Origin of the sequence: Pseudomonas sp. Tri1, assembly GCF_017968885.1 — a bacterium.
Lineage (GTDB): Bacteria > Pseudomonadota > Gammaproteobacteria > Pseudomonadales > Pseudomonadaceae > Aquipseudomonas.
The window spans coordinates 826,413-847,362 of record NZ_CP072913.1; the positions used below are offsets into that span (position 1 = coordinate 826,413).

Sequence of the window (20,950 nt, forward strand, 5' to 3'; positions counted from 1 at the left end):
CTGACATTATCTTCTGGTCCGGCGGCCTCGTGGGCTGGGACGTGGTGCCGCGTTTATCTGCTGGACGCGAGCGTTGTAGCCCGCGTAGTCGACGGGAGTGCGTCCGGTCGGCACTGTGATTTGCGTTGGAAGAATGCCGCTGCAATTGATGCAGGCCGGAAACGGGTCCGGGGCCCTACCCCTGAACAGGGTGTCGGTGAATATCGCGGTGTCGGAAAGTATCCTTTCCGCCCTGTCCGGGTAGAGCGCTACCACGGAATTCGCTAGCCGGACTTCGGCATGGGTCCCGGGGCCTCCGGCACGTATCGGCATGATCCCAGCCATATTTGCGATATGGGTTTCGATCCAGTCCCGTGTCGGTTGTTGCAGTTCATGGACTTGATCGCTCAGCCGGCTCAGGGTCGGTGCGTCCTTCAGAACATCCTCGTCTATGGCCACATTGTGGAACAGGTCATTTTTGGCGGCGGCGTATCGGCTGGATAAATCGGTCAGGTATTCAGCGGTATTACCGATCCGATAGGTGCCGTAGTTCAAGTAGTATTGCTGGGGTGTGCGGGTCCTGGCCCGGCCGTCATAGCGGCGGTCCACGCCTTTGTATCCTTTCATGCTGCCTTGAGGCTTTGGCAGGTTGAAGAAGTCGCTGAGCCCGACTTCTTCCGTCTTGATGTAGCCATAAGAGTGGGCGAGAAACTCCTGACGCAGGAGTCCGTGGTTGAGAAACTGATCGGACGTTTTATCGTAGTCATCCGGCATCAAGCGATAGGAATACTTACCTTTTGCCGAATCCATGATTTCCTTCGAACGGGCCCGGCCCCAGGTTTCGAATTCCCTGAAGTCCTCGTCCCTCATCAGGCCCGAAGGGTCGGTAAATCTCATCGGGTTGTTCCCCACCATGCAATACAGGTTCAGTCCGTCAACCGCCCCCGCCGGATCGGGACTGATCCAGCGTTGCAACCATGGTGCGTAGTACCGGTGTCCGTAGTAATACAGGCCGCTGGCGTCACGCTCCTTGCCGGAATAGCGAAGGGTCCGGTAGTCGGCTTCCACGGCTGAGCGGGACGCAGCCCAAGCGGTTCCGCCGTAGGGGAGATAGCTTTCCTGGCTGATCAGCCAGCCTTCATCATCGAGTTCCAGCGAGCTGGAACCCAGGTGATCGTCCAGGCTGTAGCGCGTCTGGTTGGCGGCGATGCCCGCCGGGCGACCTTCGGTCCAGTGCAAGTACCGCACGCTGCAACGGCCGGCCTGCAGGGTGATGACTTCCAGGCGTTCGTGCTTACGGGTGTGGATTTCGAGACCCGGCAGGTAACGGACTTCCCGAGTATGGGTCACAGCCGAAGCATAGGTGACCTGGACCTTGCGCACCCGTTGCCCCGTGCTGTCGTAGCCATAGCGCTCAAGGTCGTGGCGGCCGTCTGCGCGCTGCACCAGCGTCACGCTGGCGAGTTGATTGCGGGCATTCCACTCCAGCGCCCGGCCCGGATGGAGCACCTGCGGGTTACCGTTGGCATCGTAGTGTTCAGCCTTGTTCCAGGACAGCAGGCGATTGCTGGAGGCGGCGATCTCCAGCTTCCGGGTGTAGTTGTTGCGGTCGCGGACATGGCGCAGTTCGATCAGGTTGCCGCCGGCGTCGTACTGGTAGTGCTCGGTAAACGGGAACAGTTGCCGGGCGTCGAACGGCGTCCTGTTGAAGGCGGGGAGTTCGGGATTGCTGGTCAGCCCCGCCGTTTCACGGCCCGTCGCGCTGCTCAACTGGTAGAGGCTGTCGTAGGTGAATAGGCAGGTGGCGTCGACTCGCTGGTTGCTGCCGAACTGCACCGGTTGGGCCCGGTCTTCGATGTGCGTCACGTTACCCACTGCGTCGTAGGTGTAGTGCAGATCCTGCAAGGTGTTGCCAGACACCGCCGCGCTGAGTGAGAGAAGTCGGCCGCTGGCCGGATCGAACGCGGCGCGACTGATGACGCCATTGCCGGCAACCTGGGATTCGACCTGGCCAGACGCGTTGTAGACGAGATCCTTCACGATGGTTTTCTCGGTCGTGGCTCCTTGTGTTTTCAGGCCCACGGACTTGAGTTGACCGGCGATATCAAAGGTGTAGCGCTGTTGATGCCGGGCTGCGTCCGACAGCTGGATGGGTTGCGCCAGTGCGTCGTAGCGCCAACTCGTTGCGTAGCCATTGCCCTTTTCAAGCAGGGCATCGCGGTCTCTTTCTTCGGCTGGCCAGTCCGGTTGCGTGGCATCGACAAGAAAGTGCCGGGTCTGGCTGAGCGGTTTGGCGCAGAGTGCATAGGCATGGATGAACAGGCTGCCCGCGCTGTCATCGTGGCGGGTCAATGCACCACAGAGATTGCGCGCCGCGGACTCTGTCGAACTGTCGCCGTAGTACAGGCATTCGACTCGGCGCGGACCCTGGTCTGGCAAGTGCTCGTGGATTGCAATCGGCCTTAGCTGGTGATCGTAGGTCGTTCGCCATTGGGTGCCTCGCTGATCCCAGCTGCGCACGATCTGTCCGGCAGCGCCAGGGAGATTCAGGCGCCACCCGGCGTCGACACTGTTCACCAACAGCGGCTTGCCGGAAAGGCTGTAGACGGTTGTCAGGTTGGCTTCGGAGGCCGTGCCAAACAGTCGAGGGTCCCACTGTGCAATCTGTCGTCCGGCCGTGTCGTAGTGTTGGCGGGTGATGCGCGCTTGGGATTGTTCTTCTGTGTTGCGCCGGTAATAAGCGACCTGCCGCACGGGCAGGCCGCGGCTGTCGACAGCTTTGAGCGTCGGTGTCCTGCGGTGAAGGCCTGGGTTCATGCCTCACCTCCGGTAGCCGAGACTCGTTCGGCCATGACCTCTTCCAGGGTGTCGTTCTCGTCCTCGTCCAGGGTGTACCAGGCATGGCGGGTATGCCGCCGCATATAGGAGAGGCCGGCCTGCTTGGCCAGGCGCGTGCGGGTGGGGCGGCCCAACGCGTCGTAGAACTGCTGGTCGCAATGACCGAACTGCCGCAAGGACGCATCGTTGATGTAGCGATGCTGATCGGCGAAGTAAGGGCGGTAGAGGCGGATCGGCAAACCCTTGTTGTTGTATTCCACTCGTTCGCTGACACGCCAGCGTGTTGCCGTTGTTTGTTCCATGGGTTTTTCGTCCTTGAGCGCCAGTGCTCCCTGGGATGTGACGATATAGGCCATGCCCGGCTCGACCCGTTGCTTGCTTTGCAGGGTTCGACCGAAGCCGTCGAAGCAGGAGATGGCGAGGCGGATTTGTTGCTGGTCGTCATCGGGGTAACGGTCGGCCTCCAGTACGGTGATGTGCACCGGCTCACGCGTTGCGGCATCTATTTCGTTCTTCAGTTTCAGGTCGTCGGCGCAGAGTGTTTGACGATCCGCCAGGCGCGTTCGGGCCGACGCGCAGATATGTCCGCTGGGCAGCAGGTCTCGGTTGAGCACGCATCGCGCCAGCCAGTCGCTGTCCGCCAGTGCGGCGTTCGACACGCAACCCATCCAGCTGAAGGGCGCGTAATAGAGTGCTGTTGCGGCACCCTGCAAGGCGTCCTGGCACTGTTCGATCGCTTCTGTCGGACTGTTGAAGCGCGGCCGCTTGAACTGCGCGATGGGTTTGAAACCTACGGGTATGTTGTTCTCGTTACCGTAGAGCGTCGTGGCCAATACTTGGCCGAAGGCATCAACCAGGCTTTCCTGGATGTTGCCGTTGGGATCGGTAAGGCGCCGTGGCAGCAGCGAGCGGTAATCGTAGATTGCCTGGGTGATACAGCCATCGGGCAGTTTGAACGCGGTGATAAAGCAGTGGTAGTTGTCGTAGCTGAACGTGGTTACGCCATGGCTTTCACTCGCCTGTTGGGTCTGGATTTTGTAGAAGCCTTCCAGTGGCGAGTAGGTCGCGAAGCCGTTTTTGACTGACCAGATTTTGTCGAGCAGTGGCGCCGTCGGCGCAAAGGCCTCCATGCGGTGATAGCCGATTCGTTCCAGCAACTTTCCTTTCGGGCGGGAGGTTTGCGGCAACAGATGGAACGCTTTCAAGGCGGTTTCGTCCAGCTCGGCGGTTTCCATGTGGGCGCCCAGGGCTTCGAAGTGGGCGACGCCGTCCGGCAAGGTTTCTGCGGTGGAGGCGTCCTTGTAGCGTTGCACCGACAGGCCAGTCAGAACGCTTTGGGTTATCCAGGCCGTTTCCCCGGTGAGTTCGATGAACCTTTCATAGGTCATGTCCCGTGTGCTCAGCCCGCCGGTCTCGGGTGTCTTGGGCTTCTTCAGCGCATGGGTCCGCTGGCGGTACGGCAGGCCCAGTCGCCAGCCCTGGGGCGCTGGCAGATGGATGTACTCGGCGCAGGTTTCGGTCAGGTAATGGAACTGTTGCGCCGGATCATGCGCATCGCGCCACCAGCGTTGCTGATCGGCGTCACTGAACGGTGGCGCATCGTCGAGGGTTTTTCGTCGGGCGTAATGCACGTTTACGCTGTGAGTCAGCGAGCCATAGGCGTCGTATTGCAGATTGAAGGTGTGCTGGCATTGCGGATCGTCGGTCAGGCCTTCGTACTGATAGTGGATGGACTCCAGCAGCAGCGGCAACATCCGGGCATGGCGCCGGTTGCCCTCAGGAGCTTGGAGCAAGCGTATGCGATAGCGATTTTCCTGGACCGAATACAATGTTTTGCTGCCCTGGCGTGCATCGACTCCGAATACCTCGCTTCGCAGTAGATAGCCACTGAGGGCGCGAGACATTTCCAGGATGGTCGCCGTGGTGGGCGAGGCAATGAGGGTGTCGCTTCCGATCTCAGGCTGGTATTGGCTCAGCAAGGTCTTGCCCGGCACCACGGCGAGCGGATCCGCGTGGCTGTAACCGATACGGGGCAGATCCACTGCCTGGCCGGTGTGAAACCAGTTCTTGGTCAGGCACGGCGTCGTGAAGCCGGGCGATTCGGCATCACCGGGGTTGGTCTGCTCGTCGGTTTGCAGCAGCAGGCCAAAACCGCGAAATTCCCGTTCGATGCCGTCGTAATAACCTTGGCGATAGGTAAAGGACTGGAGCAGCCGATTGCCCGTTATCCCGTCCAACTGGGTTTGATTCGATACCACGTGCACGACCAGTGGCAGATGACAGGCACGGGGCCTATCGGCGGCCACTCTTTCGGTTTTTTCATCCAGCCATTCCTGCGCCGAACTGCGGTAGCGGATGCTGTTGGCGGCACCCATATTGTTGTCAGTGCCGGTGAGTAAGTACGGTTTCGCGCTGACGAAATCGTAGCGCCAATGTTGGTTCCCTCTGTGGGGCAGACTCAGAACCAGGCTTGCACAACCGAGGCCTTGCAGGTCAACGAGGTTTACCTGGCACAGAGGGTCGTAGCGCAGGCCTTGGGGCCAGGGCAGCGCAACGGGAGGATTGAAGCCGTTGCCAGCGCGGTTCATGAAGATCAGCGCCTGGTCCGCTTGCAGATAGATCAGATCGGTGGCACCGGAGCCATCCAGGTCCGCCAAACGAATATGCGAGGCGTCGAAGGTTTCGTATGCCAGGCCAGGCGAGCCCAGCACGATGCCGTTGCCAAAACGTCCATGGCCCAGGTTTGGCCAGCACTTCACTTCGTTGTGACGAATGCGCACCAGATGCTGCTGGCCACTGCCTAGCATGTCGCTGAAAGCCACTAACTCGGAGGGCGATGCGTTGATGAGCGCAAGGGCATCGTGCTCCTCGGCGCGGAACACTTCGCGGACTGGCGCAAAACCACTCGCCTGTTGATTGGCGTACACGCGAACGCTGCGTGGGCCGATCAACGCCAGGTCGCTGAGGCCTGCGCCCAGCAGGTCGGCCAACTGCCCTTGTGGATTGAAAAACTCCGCGGGGAACGCGTTGAACGTGGCGAACTGTGACCAGTTCCGCTCGGGACCGAGGGAGAAAAAACCGCTCCACCCCGGCTGGGCGATGCACCAGTCCAATCGGCCGTCGCCCGTGAGGTCGATCAGTGTTTGATGCAACGGTTTTGCAGCATCGGCAACGGGAATTCGGGGCAGCGCCTGCCGTTGGCCGTAAATCACTTCATTGCTGTTGGCCTTGGCCCGCATGGGTTCGCGGTAATACCAGCCGTCGTCGCCTCGATAGAGCAATCCGGGCAAGCCTTCGCCGTACAAGTCCACCCATTGATGAGCAGGGCCTTCGTTGAGCGTCTGCATCGGTTGCCAGGAGGAGGCACTGGAAAGCGTGAATTCGCTATAGCTGAACTCGACAGGAGGGCGGTTATCAATCGTCGACGAGTCGCCGAATGCCTGGTCATGGGCGGCGCTCAGTTGGTGATAACCCAGGGCCGTCTGCCGGTAATCGAGCAGCAAGCGTCGCACCAAGACAGGGGCAGGGCCCCATTCACCCGGAAAACGATGGAACATCAGGACCTGGCGGCACAACCGTTCGGTGCGTAATTCAAAACCGTAGGCGAAGCTGGAAAACGCATCGTCGCGGGCCAGCCATTGGTGGCCTTGATAATGCGGCTTTTGTTGGTATTCGGTGCTCCGTTCGCCGTAGTCGAACACCAATTCGAAGTGCCATTGCACAGCCTTCAGCCGGTCCGCTCCCCACAGGTAGAGGTCCGCATCGGCCTTGAAATTGCCATAGCACACCCGGCTCAGATAGCGCTGGGCCGTTACGTCTGCCTTGTATTGGTAAAGGATATGCTCGCCGTGGGCGTTCAGGCTTTCTTCCAGCAACCATTCGCCCACACGCCTGGCATCCAGGGGGGCTGCTCGACGCGCCGAAGGGCTTTTTCCGAATACATGGAGGCTGCCATCAGCATCGTGTACGAGCCAGAATCCCGGCTTTTCCTTGTCCGACGACCAATACTCGATCCGCTCGAAGCGGCTTTCGATTCTCGGAAAGTAGCGGATCACCGTGTAGGTCTCGTTCAGCGCCAGGCGGTTGTAGCGCCCGATGCGCGTCGAGCGGATGGCGCCTTGCGGATCTCGCTCGGGCAGCCACACCACTGTGCCGGGGCCGATGATCTCGTCTTCCTCGGTATAGGCCGGTACACCCTGGCTGGTACGTCGCGCCACGCACGGCAGCGACAGCCCCCAGCCGATACCGAACATGCCGTTGCCGACCGAGCTGGCATACCCCAGGGACAAGGATGGGGCGAAGCCGCGCCCCGGGGAAATCGGCAGGGCGATTTCATAAGACGCCGTGCCGTGGACGCCGATGGCGCTCCATCCTTTGCCTATGCTCTGGATGGCGCCGCCGCCCTTGGGCAATGACGGCGCGTTGACAGGCACTGTGCTGTGCTCACTCATCGCGAACCTCCGCCAGCCCGGGCCGTGTAGTTCACCTGCACGATGATGTCGGTCAGTGACTCCAGCATGTCCCTTTGGGCTTCGGGGTTGGGGAACGTCAGGCACCACGTGGAGACCGCACCGGTGTACTCGAAGGGCAGGTAGCGTTCATCGTTGAAATTGAGGGTGAAGAGGCCGTTATCGTCGACCCCCGTGGAAAGAGCGATCTGCTGGTGGGCGTAGCGGCTTTCCACGGACCGGCCACCGGGAGACATGAACACCTTGCTGGCGGTCTGGGTCAGCGTGGCTCGAATGTTTTCATAAGGGCCGACGAGGGCTGGCAAGGAGACGCTGATGGTTTTGATGCGCCGCAGGTAATGCTGCTGGTCTTTGTAATCGTCCTCGAATAACTCGTGCGTCAGCTCGAATTCGCACTGGCCTTGCAGCAGGTCGGCGTGGATCTGCGCCCATTCCTTGTTGAGGATGCTCGTTGCGGTTTTGCTCTTGAGTTGACGCAGCGATACCGTTTTACGAATTTCCAGATCCCGCTCGTTGCGGCGCAAGTATTCGGCCTGCATGTTCAACAGGCTCAGCTTCAGTTGCTCGCCCATTGCGAGGCCTCGATAGGTCGCATTCCAGGCACCGGGCTGGATGAAGCGTCTGTTCAAATCCGCCAGTTCATACTGCCAACAGGCTTCAGCCGCCAGGCAAAGACCCACTGTTGCGTCGTAGGCCTGACGGTAGAGCGCGGCAAACTGGCTGTTCAGCCATTGGTACAGTTGCGCTTTGGTGAAGCGCCTGCGGAAAAAATCGTAGTTGGTCTTGGCTTGGCCCAGGCTTGATTCCGCCAGGTGAAGTTGCAGGCGCGTGGCCGTTTCCTGCTCGGTAACATGCGCCAGTTGTGCGTCGAGCTGGAGCAGTTCGAGCTGTGCCTGGTCACGGGCCTGGGCCCATTCCTGCCGACGACGATGGAACTGTGCCGTCCGCTCGAGATGGGCCGCTGTCGTGCGGTTGCTGATGGCGGTGCCTTGGGCGATCGCTGCGGCAGCGTGCAGCGCACCTTCCCAACGGGAGCCGCCATTGCTGAAGCCAAAAATGTTAGGGGTCATCATCAGGCTGCCTGCTACGGCCTGGGAGTCGGACGCATTCTGTTCGGCTGCGCCACTTCTCAAGTACAACCGACAGGCCTGCCGCTCGGCTTCACTGACGCCTTTGTCCAGCAGATGCTGGTAGTGATGGGCTCGTCCCTCGACGATAGAGCGGCTGGCCAGCAGCGCCTGGCGGTTGTGGCGGTCGATCTTCAGTGCCTGGCGTTGCAGGTCGACGGCGATTTTCGCCAGGTCCCAGGCTTGCTGTTGTTGCAGCTCCTGCAATTGAGCCTGCTCTTTGCGCTCGATCAGCGATAGCAGCGTGGCGCCGAACTGGCTGAGGCTTTCAACGGCACTCTGTGCCTGGCTGTGCATGACCATGAAGCGATAGTTCGGGAGGTGTGGGAGCGATAAGCCCGGTGCGGCGCTGTCGGCGATGTTCAGGGCGTTGGCGCCGGGCAAGGCGCGAGGATCCAGCGGCGGAGCGAACAGCGGCAAATGCAGCGGCTTGCCGACGATGTCGAGGTTATGCCGCAGGTTGTACAGGCGACTTTCGGTGATGTCCCAGCGCTTGAGCAGCTCCGGGTTGAATGGCACGCGCAGATGCGGGGTATCGATCGTGGGCAAGGACGATTGTGAATGGTTTTCACGAAGGCGCAATGAGGGGCTGGCGTTGGACCGGGTCAGGGATCGTTCGAAATCGCGCAGGTTTTCATGGGGGCTTTCGCTCAACGCTTGCAGGCTGATGCGCGTCCATTGATCGAGCGTCTGAACGACCGCCCGCGGTCCCAATAGCTCCAGCGCCCGCACGTACCATAGCTTGGCCTCACTGAGGCTATCGGGTGTCAGCGCACGATATGCGCTGTCGCCTCGGTTGATCAGGATGTCGAGGTACAGGAAGTACAGCGCTTTGCGAAAGTGCACCGGATGGCTGAGGGCAATCTGGTGTGGATCGTGGGGCGCCTGGTCGTGATAGGCCGTCATATTGCCGTCGACCAGAGGCACGCTCTTCCAACAACCCTCATTTGCGCGACTGGGGTCGAAGACATGACGGAGCCAGCGTTCGGCTTCCTCGTATCGTTGTTCGGTGTTTAGCCGATGGGCGATCAGCCACGGTACGTAGAGGAACAGCTCCGTGAAGTAACGTCCGTATGGGCCGTGGAAGTCGATCTTGTTGGCGTCGCCTGGCAAGACGGGTTCCGATAGGTGTTGGGTCTGTTGATCGAATAGTGCATCCAGGCTGTTTTCGGTACGACGGATCAGTTCTGCGGCGAATACGGTGTTTAACCTGATGGGCTGGCGCGCTTTGTTCTTGGTATCGTTTTCGCTGATAGCGGATTTGTCGAAATCGAGAAACTGGATGGTTCCCAGGCTGGACTTCTCGACGGTAATGTCGGGAGGAGCGGTCTTAGATGTTAGCTTCTGACCGAGGAAGATCCCCGTTAAAGGGAGCTCGCCTTCCGCGTGGAGAGGAACCTTTATTTGAATGCGGTGGTGGCTTAAGTGTGGAAGGTATTTTTCTGCCGGCTTTTCTTTGGTTGTGTCTGTGTCTCCGGGTTCAAAGCCGAGATTTTTATCGACGTAAGTCGTTTTCTTGAAAATGAAGTTGTTAGATGAGTTTGCTTGGGACGCTCTGACGCATAAAGCGAGAAAAAGCAAATCATGTGAGTCTTGGTGGTAATGCACAGCAACAGTGCCGACCAATGTCTTGATCGTATCCAGGTCCTTGCTGCGAAGCGCGTCGTCCTCACAGTAACCCTGCAGGCAAACGCGCGGGGTGCTCCAGCTTCCATCCGGTTTTTTGAAACAAAGGCTCAAGCGCAATAGCGGATGGCTGCCCGCCGATTGTGACGTTGAAGAGGCGTTACTGATGGCTGCCGGGTCCTGGTGGATGCATTCGGCCCATACGACGAACAAACGATTGTTGAACCAGACCGGCCTTATCGAATGCTCGACCGCGCTCTCGGAAATCGGCACGTTGGCTTTTTCCCAATCCGACCAGGCGTAAGGGTCCGGCTGGTCAAGTTTCGGCGGGTTGGCTGGCGGGGATGGGGGTATGCCGTCCAGCGGGCGTTGGGCCATGTTCAGCGAACGCCAGAAATAGCTGTTCTCGGAACGAGATTTGCCGATGAAGTAGTAGGTGCTGTTGGCAAGATCCTCGCCATCGATGTAGCCAGTAAGAATGCTCAGGTTGGCGACTTCTTCGAATCGGGTCAGGTACGCCATGACGGCCGACTGGACCGCATCGGGTTGAAGCCGGTTCTGATTGAGGTCGTTTTCCAGTTGCCGGAAGTTGTCGCTCTTGTTGGCCCTCAGCAGTGGGTCCAGATAAATCGACGGGAAATAGAGCAACTTTTGATGGGCGGCCCACGTGGGATATTGATGCAGCTCGTTGCGCCAGGTCTCCAGGTGCTCGGCGCCCAGGCTTGCCGAGTCGTAGCCGGGTTCCAGGTTCATCAGGATGCGATGGATGTATTGCTGCAGGCTGGCGATGGCACATGCCACGGGTGTGGTGGGCACGTCCTGGCTGACCAGTACATCGAGCAGCCAGTGTTCGTAAAGCGCCTCGGCCGTCTTGAACTTCAGGTTTCTTGTCGTAGGGTTGTTGGGCGCAACCTTGTTCAAATAGAGCGCTAACTGTGCATCGCGCAGGCTTTCATCAAGCTGCTTTTTTATGGCAACGGTCATATTCAATCCTTGAATGTTGGGGAAGGAGGACGTGTCAGTGGCAGGCCGCGATCAGCGCTTCACCGACGGTCCTCCAGTCCGATGTCTCGCTGTCGCTGTTGAGTGCGGTTGCCTTGAGCAGCAGGCTGGCCGACAGCCCGGTGCGCTGGCAGCACGCCTGGCAACGCATGACCCAATCCACGGCTTCCATGGTCTGGGCGCGTTTGTGTTCCAGGTGTGCAGTCAGGTAGCTGACTTCGTCAGTGCTCCAGTCCAGCAGGCTGGCCAGCAGGTTATTGGCTTCTTCGCCTGCGCCTTGCGGCGTGTCTTGGTTGGCAAGCTGCAGGTAATGCAGCAGGTGTTCTTCTGATCGGGCCTGATGGTGGGCGCAGTGGCTGAAGCGTTCGAGTAGATACAGGGTTTGGGGCGTCAGCGTTCCCGTGCTGCCTGCAGCCAGCCAGGTCGGGTTGTTCATCAATTGCTGCAGGGTGCTGCTGCTCAGGTGCAATCCCTTGCACGTTTGGGCTGTGCGCAATACCGTCGCCAGCAGCGCAGGCATTTTCCCAGGGGCGCTCTCGATGGCCGCGACAATCGTTGTTGCATGGGTGTCGGCCATTCGCATCACGCAGGGGAAGTACTCCGCGGACAAGTCGGCAAGGTCGTGCAACAGGGTCTCCACCACGTGCCGGTCTCCGCTCGGCTGGGTATCTTCCGCCAGCAGTATCGACAGTCGTTTTTCCAGGCTCTTGTTCATTGGCACGTCGTCTCCGATAACATCGAACAGACGACACCATGACGCGACATCCCGGTTGTCTTGCTTGAGCCAGTCGACGGCCCAATCCAGCGCCATCAGCACATCGAGAATGTCGGGCTGTGAGGCGTGCGAAGTACTCAATGTCCCTGTCACCAACGCTTTGCAGAAATCCTCCCCGCCCAGTACGTGGGCCAGCGCCGTGCATTCTAAGGGAGAGAGCCCGAACATCCGGGCGATACGGGCCTGGCGGTAGAGTGACGAGACCGTGGATAAATCGTGTTTGAACGAAGGCAGGTGTTTTTTGGTTTGCTTCGTTAGCAACAGCAGCGAATCCTGCGTCATGGCAAGTCCGAGGCCAGCACTGAGATAGCTGAAGGTTTTCAGGTCCGTCGTGACCAGGTCTTCCACCTGCGGGTGTTCGAGCAATTGGGTTCGATTGAACACCTGGTCAAACAAGGGCACCTGCTGGCCGCAAGCAGCAATCGGCATGTCGTGCAGTAACGACGCAAACTCTTGCGGCGCGATGCCGTGGTGTTGGTTCAGATAGCGATAGACCCCCAGGGTGCGCAAGGTATTGATGTTGAGCGTCATCGTCGTGCTGCCTTCCGAGCGCAAGGCATTGACGATCAGCGTGTCCAGTTCGGCAACGGGAATACCGGTCCAGCGCTGCAGTCGGATCACTCGCTGCATGCGGGCGAACCGTTCGCGGGATGCATGGGTGAAGGTATTCGCGGGCTTGAGAATCGTCAGGGCGGCTGTCGATTCCGGCCCGTTGATGTAGGCGGCTCCATAATTATTGGCATGAGTCGAGGGGGGACTGGCGGTCGAGGTTCGTGGGCTGTAGGTGCCTTGTGCCAGCAACTGCTCGACCTGTTCCGTGGTCAGTCCGGTGCGCTCCTTGAAGAACGAAAGATCGTGCAGGCGATTGGTGTTTTCAGTGCCGTAGCTTTTCTTCAGGACGCCAAGGTCCAGGTCTGAAGTGGCCGGCGCGAGCAGGATTTTCTGTTGCTCAGGACTGAGCCCGGACAACAATCTTTGCGCCTCGACATGGGATTGCGAAACATGCCCGTAAGGTGAATCTCCTGATGAAAACGGGAGCTTCAGGCTCACCCGATAATTCAATTCGCCAAGCACCGGTTTGTTTGTGTCTAGCCCCAACAGGCACTGGTGATGATGCAGGTCGTAGGGCAGTGAGAAGGGGTAGTGTTCGCTGGCCAGGACCTGGTGGACGGTCTTGTCGCTCGTTGCCAGATGGGCCTCGATCGCATCGCGCAACGTGTCATTGACGATGTCCAGCATCGGCCGCGCAACGAAGGCACTTTGTTGATCGAGTATCAGTCCCTTGAGGTCCGGTCGCCGTTGCTCCAGGGTGATTTTGTCGGTTGATGGGGAGGCGTTTTCCAGCTGGCCGGCAAACAGATACAGCGCCCGCAGATAGGCCACGGGCGAGTCGATGGCAGCGATGTCACCTTCCTTGCAGAACTGATCCCAATGCTCGTTGAACAGCGCTTGATAGCTGATGGACGCTGAGGTTGAGACCGAACCCAGGCTGCGCCGAGCACGTCGCCGGGTATCGCTGGGCGATATCAGGTGCTCCTGATACAGACGACTGATCTGTCGGGCATAGCTCGCGGCGTGGTCATAGACCTGCCCGGCATCCACGTCGGTGTGCTTGCCCAGCTCAAGGACGAACTGCGCCTTGCCCATGCGTATGACGTCGAAGACTGACGTCAATCCCATGCGCTGCAGGGCTGTCCTGAAATCGGCCTGGGCGTTGTCCTCGCCGATTGGGGCGTCGATGAGCCGGTGCAACAGTGAGTCGTTGCTTGCGTCCATGTGTTGTCCATCTCCTGTTCGAACGGAATGTGCGGTCCAGGGGAAACCGTACAGGAGCGTGCGACAAAAGGCGGTAGGACGAGAGGGGGTGGGTTTTGTACGAAAGGGCGATGCGTTGCTGGTTTCTACTGAGCAGGATTTTACTGTAGACCGTATACCAGGAGCGTGAGGCCCATAAGAGGCCCCACGCGGGGTTCTTCATACCTTTAAGTGAACCACGTTGTTGCAATGTATGGGGCCTAGGGCGCGACTCAAACCCTGAAGTGACTCACCATCATCTGCAACTGATTGCCCAACCGCGCCAGTTCAACACTGGACGCAGCGGTTTCTTCGCTGGCGGCGGCGGTCTGTTCGGAGACGTCGCGCACGTTGATGATGCTGCGGCTGATTTCCTCGGCCACGGCGCTTTGCTGTTCGGCGGCTGCGGCGATCTGCTGGTTCATCGACTGGATGTTCGACACCGTGCGGGTGATGTTCCCCAGTGACACGCCGGCCTTGCGGGTCAGGGCCACGCTGCTGTCGGTCAGGTTGCGGCTGTTGTTCATCACAGCGGCCACTTGTTGGGTGCCGTTTTGCAGGCCGGCCACCAGGCCTTCGATTTCCTCGGTGGACTTCTGCGTGCGCTGGGCCAGGCCACGAACTTCGTCCGCCACCACGGCGAAACCACGGCCCGCTTCACCGGCGCGTGCCGCTTCGATGGCGGCGTTGAGGGCCAGCAGGTTGGTCTGTTCGGCCACGGCCTTGATCACGTCCATGACGCTGCCGATCTTGTCGCTTTCCTGTTGCAGCACGGTCATGGCGTCGGTGGAACGCACCACTTCGCTGGCCAGGCGTTCGATCTGGGCGATGGCTTCGCTGACCACCTGATCGCCGGCCCGGGCTTCGCCGTCTGCGGCGGCGGCTGCTTGGGAGGCTTCTTCGGCATTGCGCGCCACTTCCTGGACCGTGGCGGTCATTTCGTGCATGGCGGTCGCAACCTGGTCGGTCTCGACTTTCTGGCTGTTGACCCCGGCGCTGGTCTGCTCGGTCACGGCGGACAGTTCTTCGGCGGCGCTGGCGATCTGGGTCACACCATCGCGGATGCCGCTGATCAGGTCGCGCAGGGTCACGCCCATACGGGCGATGCCTTGTTGCAGCACGCCCAGTTCATCGCGACGGGTGACGATGACCGTGTGCGACAGGTCGCCACTGGCGATGCGTTCAACCACGGCCAGGGTTTCGCGCAGCGGACGGGTAATCTGGCGCGTGATGATCACGGCCGCGATGATGCCCATCAGTAACGCCAGCAAGGTGCTGGTCAGTTGCAGGGTGCGCGCCTGGGCGCTTTCGGCGTCGCGGCGGTCGAGTTGGATCTGGTACAGCTGCTCGCTCAGGGAAACGATGCTCGCGCCCTGGTCAGTCATTTCCTTGCGCGCCTGGACCACATCGGCGGTGGCCAGCTTGAAGGCCTGCAAGGCGCTGCGGTATTGGCCCAGGGCGTTTTCCAGCTGGCGCAGTTCATCTTGGCGGGTGCTGGAGAAATGCTCATTCAACGGTTTGAGCGAAGCAATGGCGGCGTCCAGTTGGGTAACGGCCTTGCGTTCGGTATCGGCGTTGCTGTTGGCGGTGTAGCCGCGCACTTCATAGCGGGCCAGCATGAACGCCTGCTTGGCTTGGGTGATGGCCTGGAACTGGGCGAAGCGTTCATCGCTCAGAGCCATCTGCCGCACGTCGGTATCGATGGTCTCGATCAGCTTGTAGGCGATCTCGGCGTTCGCGCCCATGGCGTCACGGGCGGTGTTGCCGGTGCGATAGGCGCCGCGCATTTTGTTCAGGGAAACCTGATAGGCGCTGATGACTGCGCTCTGCTCCTTGAGCAGTTTGACGTTTTCCGGGCTCTTGAAACTGCTGAGCAGCGCGTTCTGTTGCGCCACGAAACCGTCGAGGGTGGTCTGCACATTTTGTGCGGCAGTCTCGTCGCCATTGGTTAGCATGTATTGCAGGCGCGTAACCCGCAGCTTGGTCAGGCTGGCGTTGAGCTGGGTGATGTCGCTCATCCAGTTGCTACGGTCGATCAGACCGCCAAGGCTGGTCCAGCTGGTCAGGGCCAGCAGGCAGGTCAGTACCAGCACCAGGCCAAAGCCAAGGCCTAATTTCATGTTGACGCTAATGTTGCCAAACCAGCTATTCATCAAATTCCTCCAGGAACGTTGTGCTGCTTGATCATCGATTGGCTGGAAGATTGTTGTTGTTAAGAGCCAGCAAAAACCTGTAACAGGGCTATATCGGCCACCACACCTGGATCTGTAAATTTTTTTCCGGCTATCGGGATTGCTGGGTATTGAGGTGCATGCCAAGCTTTTTTTCACATTCGTTTCACTGCCTGCCAACGTCGGTCTCTCTACTGTCGCGCCATCGAATGACTGGGTGGATGCCGTCGGGGCGGCTTGATGTGGAACTGAGACTGAGCCTTTTCGGCCTGACGCGTTCGATCGATACGCGCCGGTTTGCCCGTCACCGAAACACTGTGGTGGCCTTGGCGGCGGCACTGTTGGTGATCCCGTTGACCCTCTGGCTGCTGAGCCCGGCAGCGATACCGGACCTGGCCCACGGCAACGTCGCCGGCGCCCGGGCGTTGGCCGACGGTTGGGCCAAGGGGGAGATGATCGTGCTGGTGCGCCATGTCGAACGCTGCGACCACGCCAAGGCCGCGTGCCTGAATGATCGCGAAGGCATCACTGACCGAGCCCGTGCCGTTGCGGTGGACCTGGGCTCGCGGTTCGAGCAACTGGGCCTGGACAACGCCGACCTCTACAACAGCCCGCTGGTCCGTGCGGCCCAGACAGCGGGCTACATGTTCAACAAGGTGAGTGCGGGTGACGACTGGCTGATCAATTGCCGCCACGACCTTCTACGTAATGCCCTGGCCCATAAAGTCGCCGGGCGCAACCTGATTCTGGTTACCCACAGCGAATGCATGCAGGCGTTGGAAACCGCGCTCCAGCGGCCAACCTCGACGTTTGGCTACGGCGCATCGCTGTTCGTCTCCACCGCCCAGCCACAAGCGCCGCAGTTGCTCGGTTTTATCGAAGCATCTGACTGGCGATCGATGGCGTTTAAGTGATTTTTCCCACGTTTAGGACCGCCCATGCTGACGTCTGCTCGCGCCCGTTTCTACGGGCTCAATCTTGGAATTCCCCTGGTCTGCGCGGCAGTGGTGTTCTTGCTGTTCGACATGACTCGCATCGATATCGCCTTCAGCGATTTATTCTACGACCCGCTGCACCAGGTCTTTCCGTTGGAGCACGTGCGGCTGTTCGAGAAAATCACCCATAAGTGGGCCAGGATCATCCCGAACTGGACCGGCGAGGCGGCGATTATCGGGGCGCTGTTGTCGTTTGTCTGGCCGATCTTCAAGCCAGAAAAGCGCCCGGGATTACTTCGCTTGCTGGAGAAGACCCGTTTGGCCACGCCGTTGCGTTTTGCCCACAAGCATCGGCGCGATTTTCTCTATGTGGTCTTTGCATTTTCCCTCAGCACCGGGGTCATTCATTACCTCAAAGGTCACACCAGCGTGTATTGCCCGGTGGAAACCACCCAGTACGCTGGCAAGATCGAGCACAAGGAATGGTTCCAGAACTTCAATCTGTTGAAAGTCGCCGGTGATGGGCGCTGCTGGCCAGGCGGCCATGCGTCTGGCGGCTTCACGATGCTGGCGTTGTATTTCGTGGCCCGCCGTTACCGTTGGCGTCATTCCAAAGCGGTGATGTATGGGGCGCTGGCCCTGGGGTTCGTCTACGGCACGACGCGGGTCTTGCAGGGTTGGCACTACATGTCGCACACGTTCTGGGCGGGGATTTTCGTCTGGTTGAGCTGTTGGCTGATGGCGCTGATGTTTTATGGACGGGTGGTCCTGGCGCAGCCGGTGTTGACGCGACGTCCGGTCACTATCGGGCCAGCCGTACCCGAGTTGGGTAACGCGCAATCGCCGGCTTGAATGACAGGCAAAAAAAAGCCCGCGGGAGGGCGGGCTAAAACCTTAGTTTCTTGAATGAGCGAGGGGACTTTACCCAATCACACGGGGGTGTGGGGTGAAGAAAAGTTCATGAGGCCGCCTCCTTGCCAGGCCTCATGCCCTCGGACTCTGTTCACCGAAGCTCAAACCGATCCAGGTTCATCACCTTGACCCACGCGGCGATGAAGTCTTTGACGAACTGCTCCTGGGCATCCGAGCTGGCATAGACTTCGGCCAAGGCCCGTAGCTGCGCGTTGGAGCCGAAGACCAGGTCGACGCGAGTGCCGGTCCATTTGACTTGGCCGGTCTTGCGGTCACGGGCTTCGAAGGTTTCCTGGGTGTCGGAGAGTGGTTTCCATTCCACGCCCATGTCGAGCAGATTGACGAAGAAGTCGTTGGTCAACGCCCCTGGCCGTTGGGTAAAGACGCCGTGCGCGGTGTGGCCGACATTGGTATCAAGTACTCGCAGACCGCCGATCAATGCTGTCATCTGCGGTGCGCTAAGGGTCAGCAGCTGTGCCTTGTCGATCAGCAGCGCCTCGGCGGACACGCGGTACCTGCCCTTGAGGTAGTTGCGAAAGCCATCGGCGATGGGCTCCAGAAAACCGAACGACTCGACATCCGTCTGCTCCTGGCTCGCGTCCATGCGCCCCGGCGAGAACGGTACCGTCACGCTGAGCCCGGCATTTTTCGCCGCCTGTTCAATGCCAGCGCTGCCGCCGAGCACGATCAGATCCGCCAACGAGATCTTCTTGCCGCCGGACTGGGCGGCGTTGAACTCGTTCCGGACCTTTTCCAAGGTCGCCAGCACCTGAGCCAGTTGTTCCGGCTGGTTGGCGGGCCAATCTTTCTGCGGGGCCAGGCGCAGGCGTCCACCGTTGGCGCCGCCGCGTTTGTCGGAACCGCGGAAGGTGGATGCCGCGGCCCAGGCAGTGGACACCAGCTGTGAAACCGACAGGCCAGAGGCCAGCAGCTTGTCCTTGAGGGCGCTGACGTCGCTGTCGTTGACCAGGGCATGGTCAACCGCCGGGATAGGGTCTTGCCACAGCAGTTCTTCATTGGGCAGTTCCGGGCCCAAATAGCGCGAGAGCGGGCCCATATCGCGGTGGATCAGCTTGAACCAGGCGCGGGCGAAGGCGTCGGCCAACTGATCTGGGTTCTCCAGGAAACGCCGCGAGATCTTCTCGTAGATCGGGTCGAAGCGCAGCGCCAGGTCGGTGGTCAGCATCGTTGGGTTACGCCGTTTGGACGGGTCGTGGGCATCGGGGATGATGCCGGCGCCTGCGCCATTTTTTGGTGTCCATTGGTGCGCACCGGCCGGACTTTTGGTCAATTCCCACTCAAAGCCAAACAGGTTTTCCAGGTAATTATTGCTCCAGCGGGTGGGCGTGGTGGTCCAGGTCACCTCCAGGCCGCTGGTGATGGTGTCGGCGCCTTTGCCGGTGCCGAAACTGTTCTTCCACCCCAGGCCTTGCTGTTCCAGGCCTGCGGCTTCGGGTTCGGCACCGACATTGTCCGCGGGCCCGGCGCCGTGGGTCTTGCCGAAGGCGTGGCCACCGGCAATCAGCGCCACGGTTTCTTCATCGTTCATGGCCATGCGGGCGAAGGTTTCGCGGATATCCAGCCCGGCAGCGACCGGGTCCGGCTGGCCCTCGGGGCCTTCCGGGTTAACGTAGATCAGCCCCATCTGCACCGCTGCCAGCGGGTTCTCCAGGTTGCGTCCCTGGTCGGTACGGCTTTCTTCGTTGCCCGGTTCGGCCACCAGTTGTCCTTCACCGGGATCCTGCATGGCGGCTTTATCCGGTTTGCCGTAGCGGACATCGCCGCCCAGCCATTTGTTTTCGGAACCCCAATAGACGTCTTCATCCGGTTCCCAGACGTCCGCACGACCACCGGAAAAACCGAACGTCTTGAAGCCCATGGATTCCAGCGCGACGTTGCCGGTGAGGACGATCAGGTCGGCCCAGGAGATGTTGCGGCCATACTTCTGCTTGATTGGCCAGAGCAGCCGACGGGCCTTGTCGAGGCTGACGTTGTCCGGCCAGCTGTTGAGCGGGGCAAAACGCTGCTGGCCGGAACCTGCCCCACCGCGCCCGTCACCGGTGCGGTAGGTGCCGGCACTGTGCCATGCCATGCGCACAAAGAGCGGCCCATAGTGGCCGAAGTCCGCCGGCCACCAGTCCTGGGAGTCGGTCATCAGCGCCCGCAGATCTTCCTTCAGTGCTTGAAAATCCAGGCTTTTGAAGGCTTGGGTGTAGTTGAAGTCCTCGCCCATGGGGTCGGACAGCGACGAGTGCTGATGCAGGATCTTCAGATTCAGTTGGTTCGGCCACCAGTCGCGGTTGGTCGTGCCACCGCCGGCGGCGTGATTGAACGGACATTTCGATTCGTTTGCCATGAGGAGCTACCTTTGGTCGTGTTCATCCAGCTATCCGGCCCGGTCGGGCTTTTTTAGCGGTAGGTGAAATCAAGGACGTAGGGCAGGGCTCACTGTTCGCTCAACTGATCGTCATGACCACGCGCAACGTGAGAGCGGTCTAGTTGCCAGTACGGTGGCCCACGGCAAGCCCAGTACGTTTCTGAACGTTTCGTATCTCTTGTCAGGTTCAGGTCTCAATGGGCCGGATTACACCAGCCTGAATTAAGGCTAGCCCCCCTCTGCCAGATAGCTAATAGGCGCAGTATTAACGGTCGATAGGGACAATCTTTTATCGGGCCCCAGAGGTGAGGCAGATGATATGAGTGGCGCCTGCCGTGACGGACCCAATAATGAACAAATGCCCGCGCAGCACGGCCTTCCATGAAGCGGGTCATGCCCTGGCCTTCTGGTGGAACGGCCAACCGATAAAACGCATCACCGTGCGTACCAAGGCCCAAGCCTGCACGGGGCCTCTGTTCGACCTGTGCGGTAACCCCCTGTACGCAGAAGGGATGGTGGAAGCGGATTACCTTGTCCCGCGCCCGGCCTTCAACGCTCCGGGAATCGCTGAATACCTGCCCTCGATGGTCGATGCCATTGAACGTGACCTGCTCCATTGCTTCGCGGGGCCCGTGGCCGAGGCGGTCTACCGGCACCGCAGGTCCGACCGGTTGATCAGGGGCAGCGGCCGGGGAGACCTGGACCGGGGGCTCGAATTGATCAGCCTGCTGCCGCCGCGCAAGCTACTTGATGCCGAATCCCAGGCCATTGCCCGCTGCAGCTGTCTGGTGCATCGCTACTGGCCGGCTGTCAGCGCCGTGGCGGGCTTTCTGCAAGAGCACGGCACGGTTGAGGGGAGCGCCGTCACAGCGCTGCTGTGCGAGATGACCGGGGAGCGACCGATGTTGCTTGGCCATCAAGTGGCAAGCCTCGACTCGTGATCAA

9 protein-coding genes are annotated in these 20,950 nt (G+C 60.1%); 3 read left to right on the plus strand and 6 right to left on the minus strand.

From position 1 onward, the window contains the following. Nucleotides 1-6: 6 nt before the first annotated feature. The 5 genes from J9870_RS03565 to J9870_RS03585 all read right to left on the minus strand — a co-directional run bounded on the left by J9870_RS03565 (nucleotide 7) and on the right by J9870_RS03585 (nucleotide 15,763). On the minus strand, nucleotides 7-2,796 hold the full coding sequence (locus J9870_RS03565; RefSeq protein WP_210642735.1) for an RHS repeat-associated core domain-containing protein: 2,790 nt from the start codon (nucleotides 2,794-2,796) through the stop codon (nucleotides 7-9). Next, nucleotides 2,793-7,268, minus strand: coding sequence for a SpvB/TcaC N-terminal domain-containing protein (locus J9870_RS03570; RefSeq protein WP_210642736.1), 4,476 nt, complete (start codon nucleotides 7,266-7,268; stop codon nucleotides 2,793-2,795). Before J9870_RS03570 ends, J9870_RS03565 begins: the two co-directional genes overlap by 4 nt. Beyond that, complete coding sequence (locus J9870_RS03575) at nucleotides 7,265-11,023, minus strand: neuraminidase-like domain-containing protein (protein WP_210642737.1); 3,759 nt, start codon at nucleotides 11,021-11,023, stop codon at nucleotides 7,265-7,267. Before J9870_RS03575 ends, J9870_RS03570 begins: the two co-directional genes overlap by 4 nt. Before the next feature lie 34 nt (nucleotides 11,024-11,057). Beyond that, nucleotides 11,058-13,592: a Tc toxin subunit A gene (locus J9870_RS03580; RefSeq protein WP_210642738.1), complete on the minus strand. Its 2,535-nt coding sequence runs from the start codon at nucleotides 13,590-13,592 to the stop codon at nucleotides 11,058-11,060. Between the two features lie 251 nt (nucleotides 13,593-13,843). Next, nucleotides 13,844-15,763 (minus strand): methyl-accepting chemotaxis protein, encoded by a 1,920-nt coding sequence (locus J9870_RS03585; RefSeq protein ID WP_210642739.1) that lies wholly within the window; start codon nucleotides 15,761-15,763, stop codon nucleotides 13,844-13,846. Between the two features lie 239 nt (nucleotides 15,764-16,002). Between J9870_RS03585 and J9870_RS03590 the strand changes: the two genes are divergently transcribed. Beyond that, the gene (locus tag J9870_RS03590; protein WP_210645086.1) at nucleotides 16,003-16,695 is read left to right on the plus strand and encodes a histidine phosphatase family protein; all 693 of its coding nucleotides are present in this window, start codon (nucleotides 16,003-16,005) and stop codon (nucleotides 16,693-16,695) included. 24 nt (nucleotides 16,696-16,719) lie between these two features. Next, the gene (locus J9870_RS03595) at nucleotides 16,720-17,568 is read left to right on the plus strand and encodes a phosphatase PAP2 family protein (protein WP_210642740.1); all 849 of its coding nucleotides are present in this window, start codon (nucleotides 16,720-16,722) and stop codon (nucleotides 17,566-17,568) included. Between the two features lie 151 nt (nucleotides 17,569-17,719). Here J9870_RS03595 and katG read toward each other — a convergent pair whose 3' ends face one another. Continuing rightward, a complete protein-coding gene (katG, locus tag J9870_RS03600) occupies nucleotides 17,720-19,984 on the minus strand; it encodes a catalase/peroxidase HPI (RefSeq protein WP_210642741.1) in 2,265 nt (754 codons plus the stop codon). Nucleotides 19,985-20,355: 371 nt separating this feature from the next. Here katG and J9870_RS03605 point away from each other — a divergent pair, with 371 nt between their 5' ends. Then, nucleotides 20,356-20,946, plus strand: a complete 591-nt coding sequence (locus tag J9870_RS03605) for a hypothetical protein (RefSeq protein ID WP_210642742.1) — start codon at nucleotides 20,356-20,358, stop codon at nucleotides 20,944-20,946. The last annotated feature ends 4 nt before the right edge of the window (nucleotides 20,947-20,950 follow it).

Bases quoted from the DNA above. Each gene is read 5' to 3' on its own strand.
- J9870_RS03565 (WP_210642735.1), bottom strand. From the start codon at position 2,796: ATGAACCCAGGCCTTCACCGCAGGACACCGACGCTCAAAGCTGTCGAC.
- J9870_RS03570 (WP_210642736.1), bottom strand. From the start codon at position 7,268: ATGAGTGAGCACAGCACAGTGCCTGTCAACGCGCCGTCATTGCCCAAG.
- J9870_RS03575 (WP_210642737.1), bottom strand. From the start codon at position 11,023: ATGACCGTTGCCATAAAAAAGCAGCTTGATGAAAGCCTGCGCGATGCA.
- J9870_RS03580 (WP_210642738.1), bottom strand. From the start codon at position 13,592: ATGGACGCAAGCAACGACTCACTGTTGCACCGGCTCATCGACGCCCCA.
- J9870_RS03585 (WP_210642739.1), bottom strand. From the start codon at position 15,763: ATGAATAGCTGGTTTGGCAACATTAGCGTCAACATGAAATTAGGCCTT.
- J9870_RS03590 (WP_210645086.1), top strand. From the start codon at position 16,003: ATGCCGTCGGGGCGGCTTGATGTGGAACTGAGACTGAGCCTTTTCGGC.
- J9870_RS03595 (WP_210642740.1), top strand. From the start codon at position 16,720: ATGCTGACGTCTGCTCGCGCCCGTTTCTACGGGCTCAATCTTGGAATT.
- katG (WP_210642741.1), bottom strand. From the start codon at position 19,984: ATGGCAAACGAATCGAAATGTCCGTTCAATCACGCCGCCGGCGGTGGC.
- J9870_RS03605 (WP_210642742.1), top strand. From the start codon at position 20,356: ATGAACAAATGCCCGCGCAGCACGGCCTTCCATGAAGCGGGTCATGCC.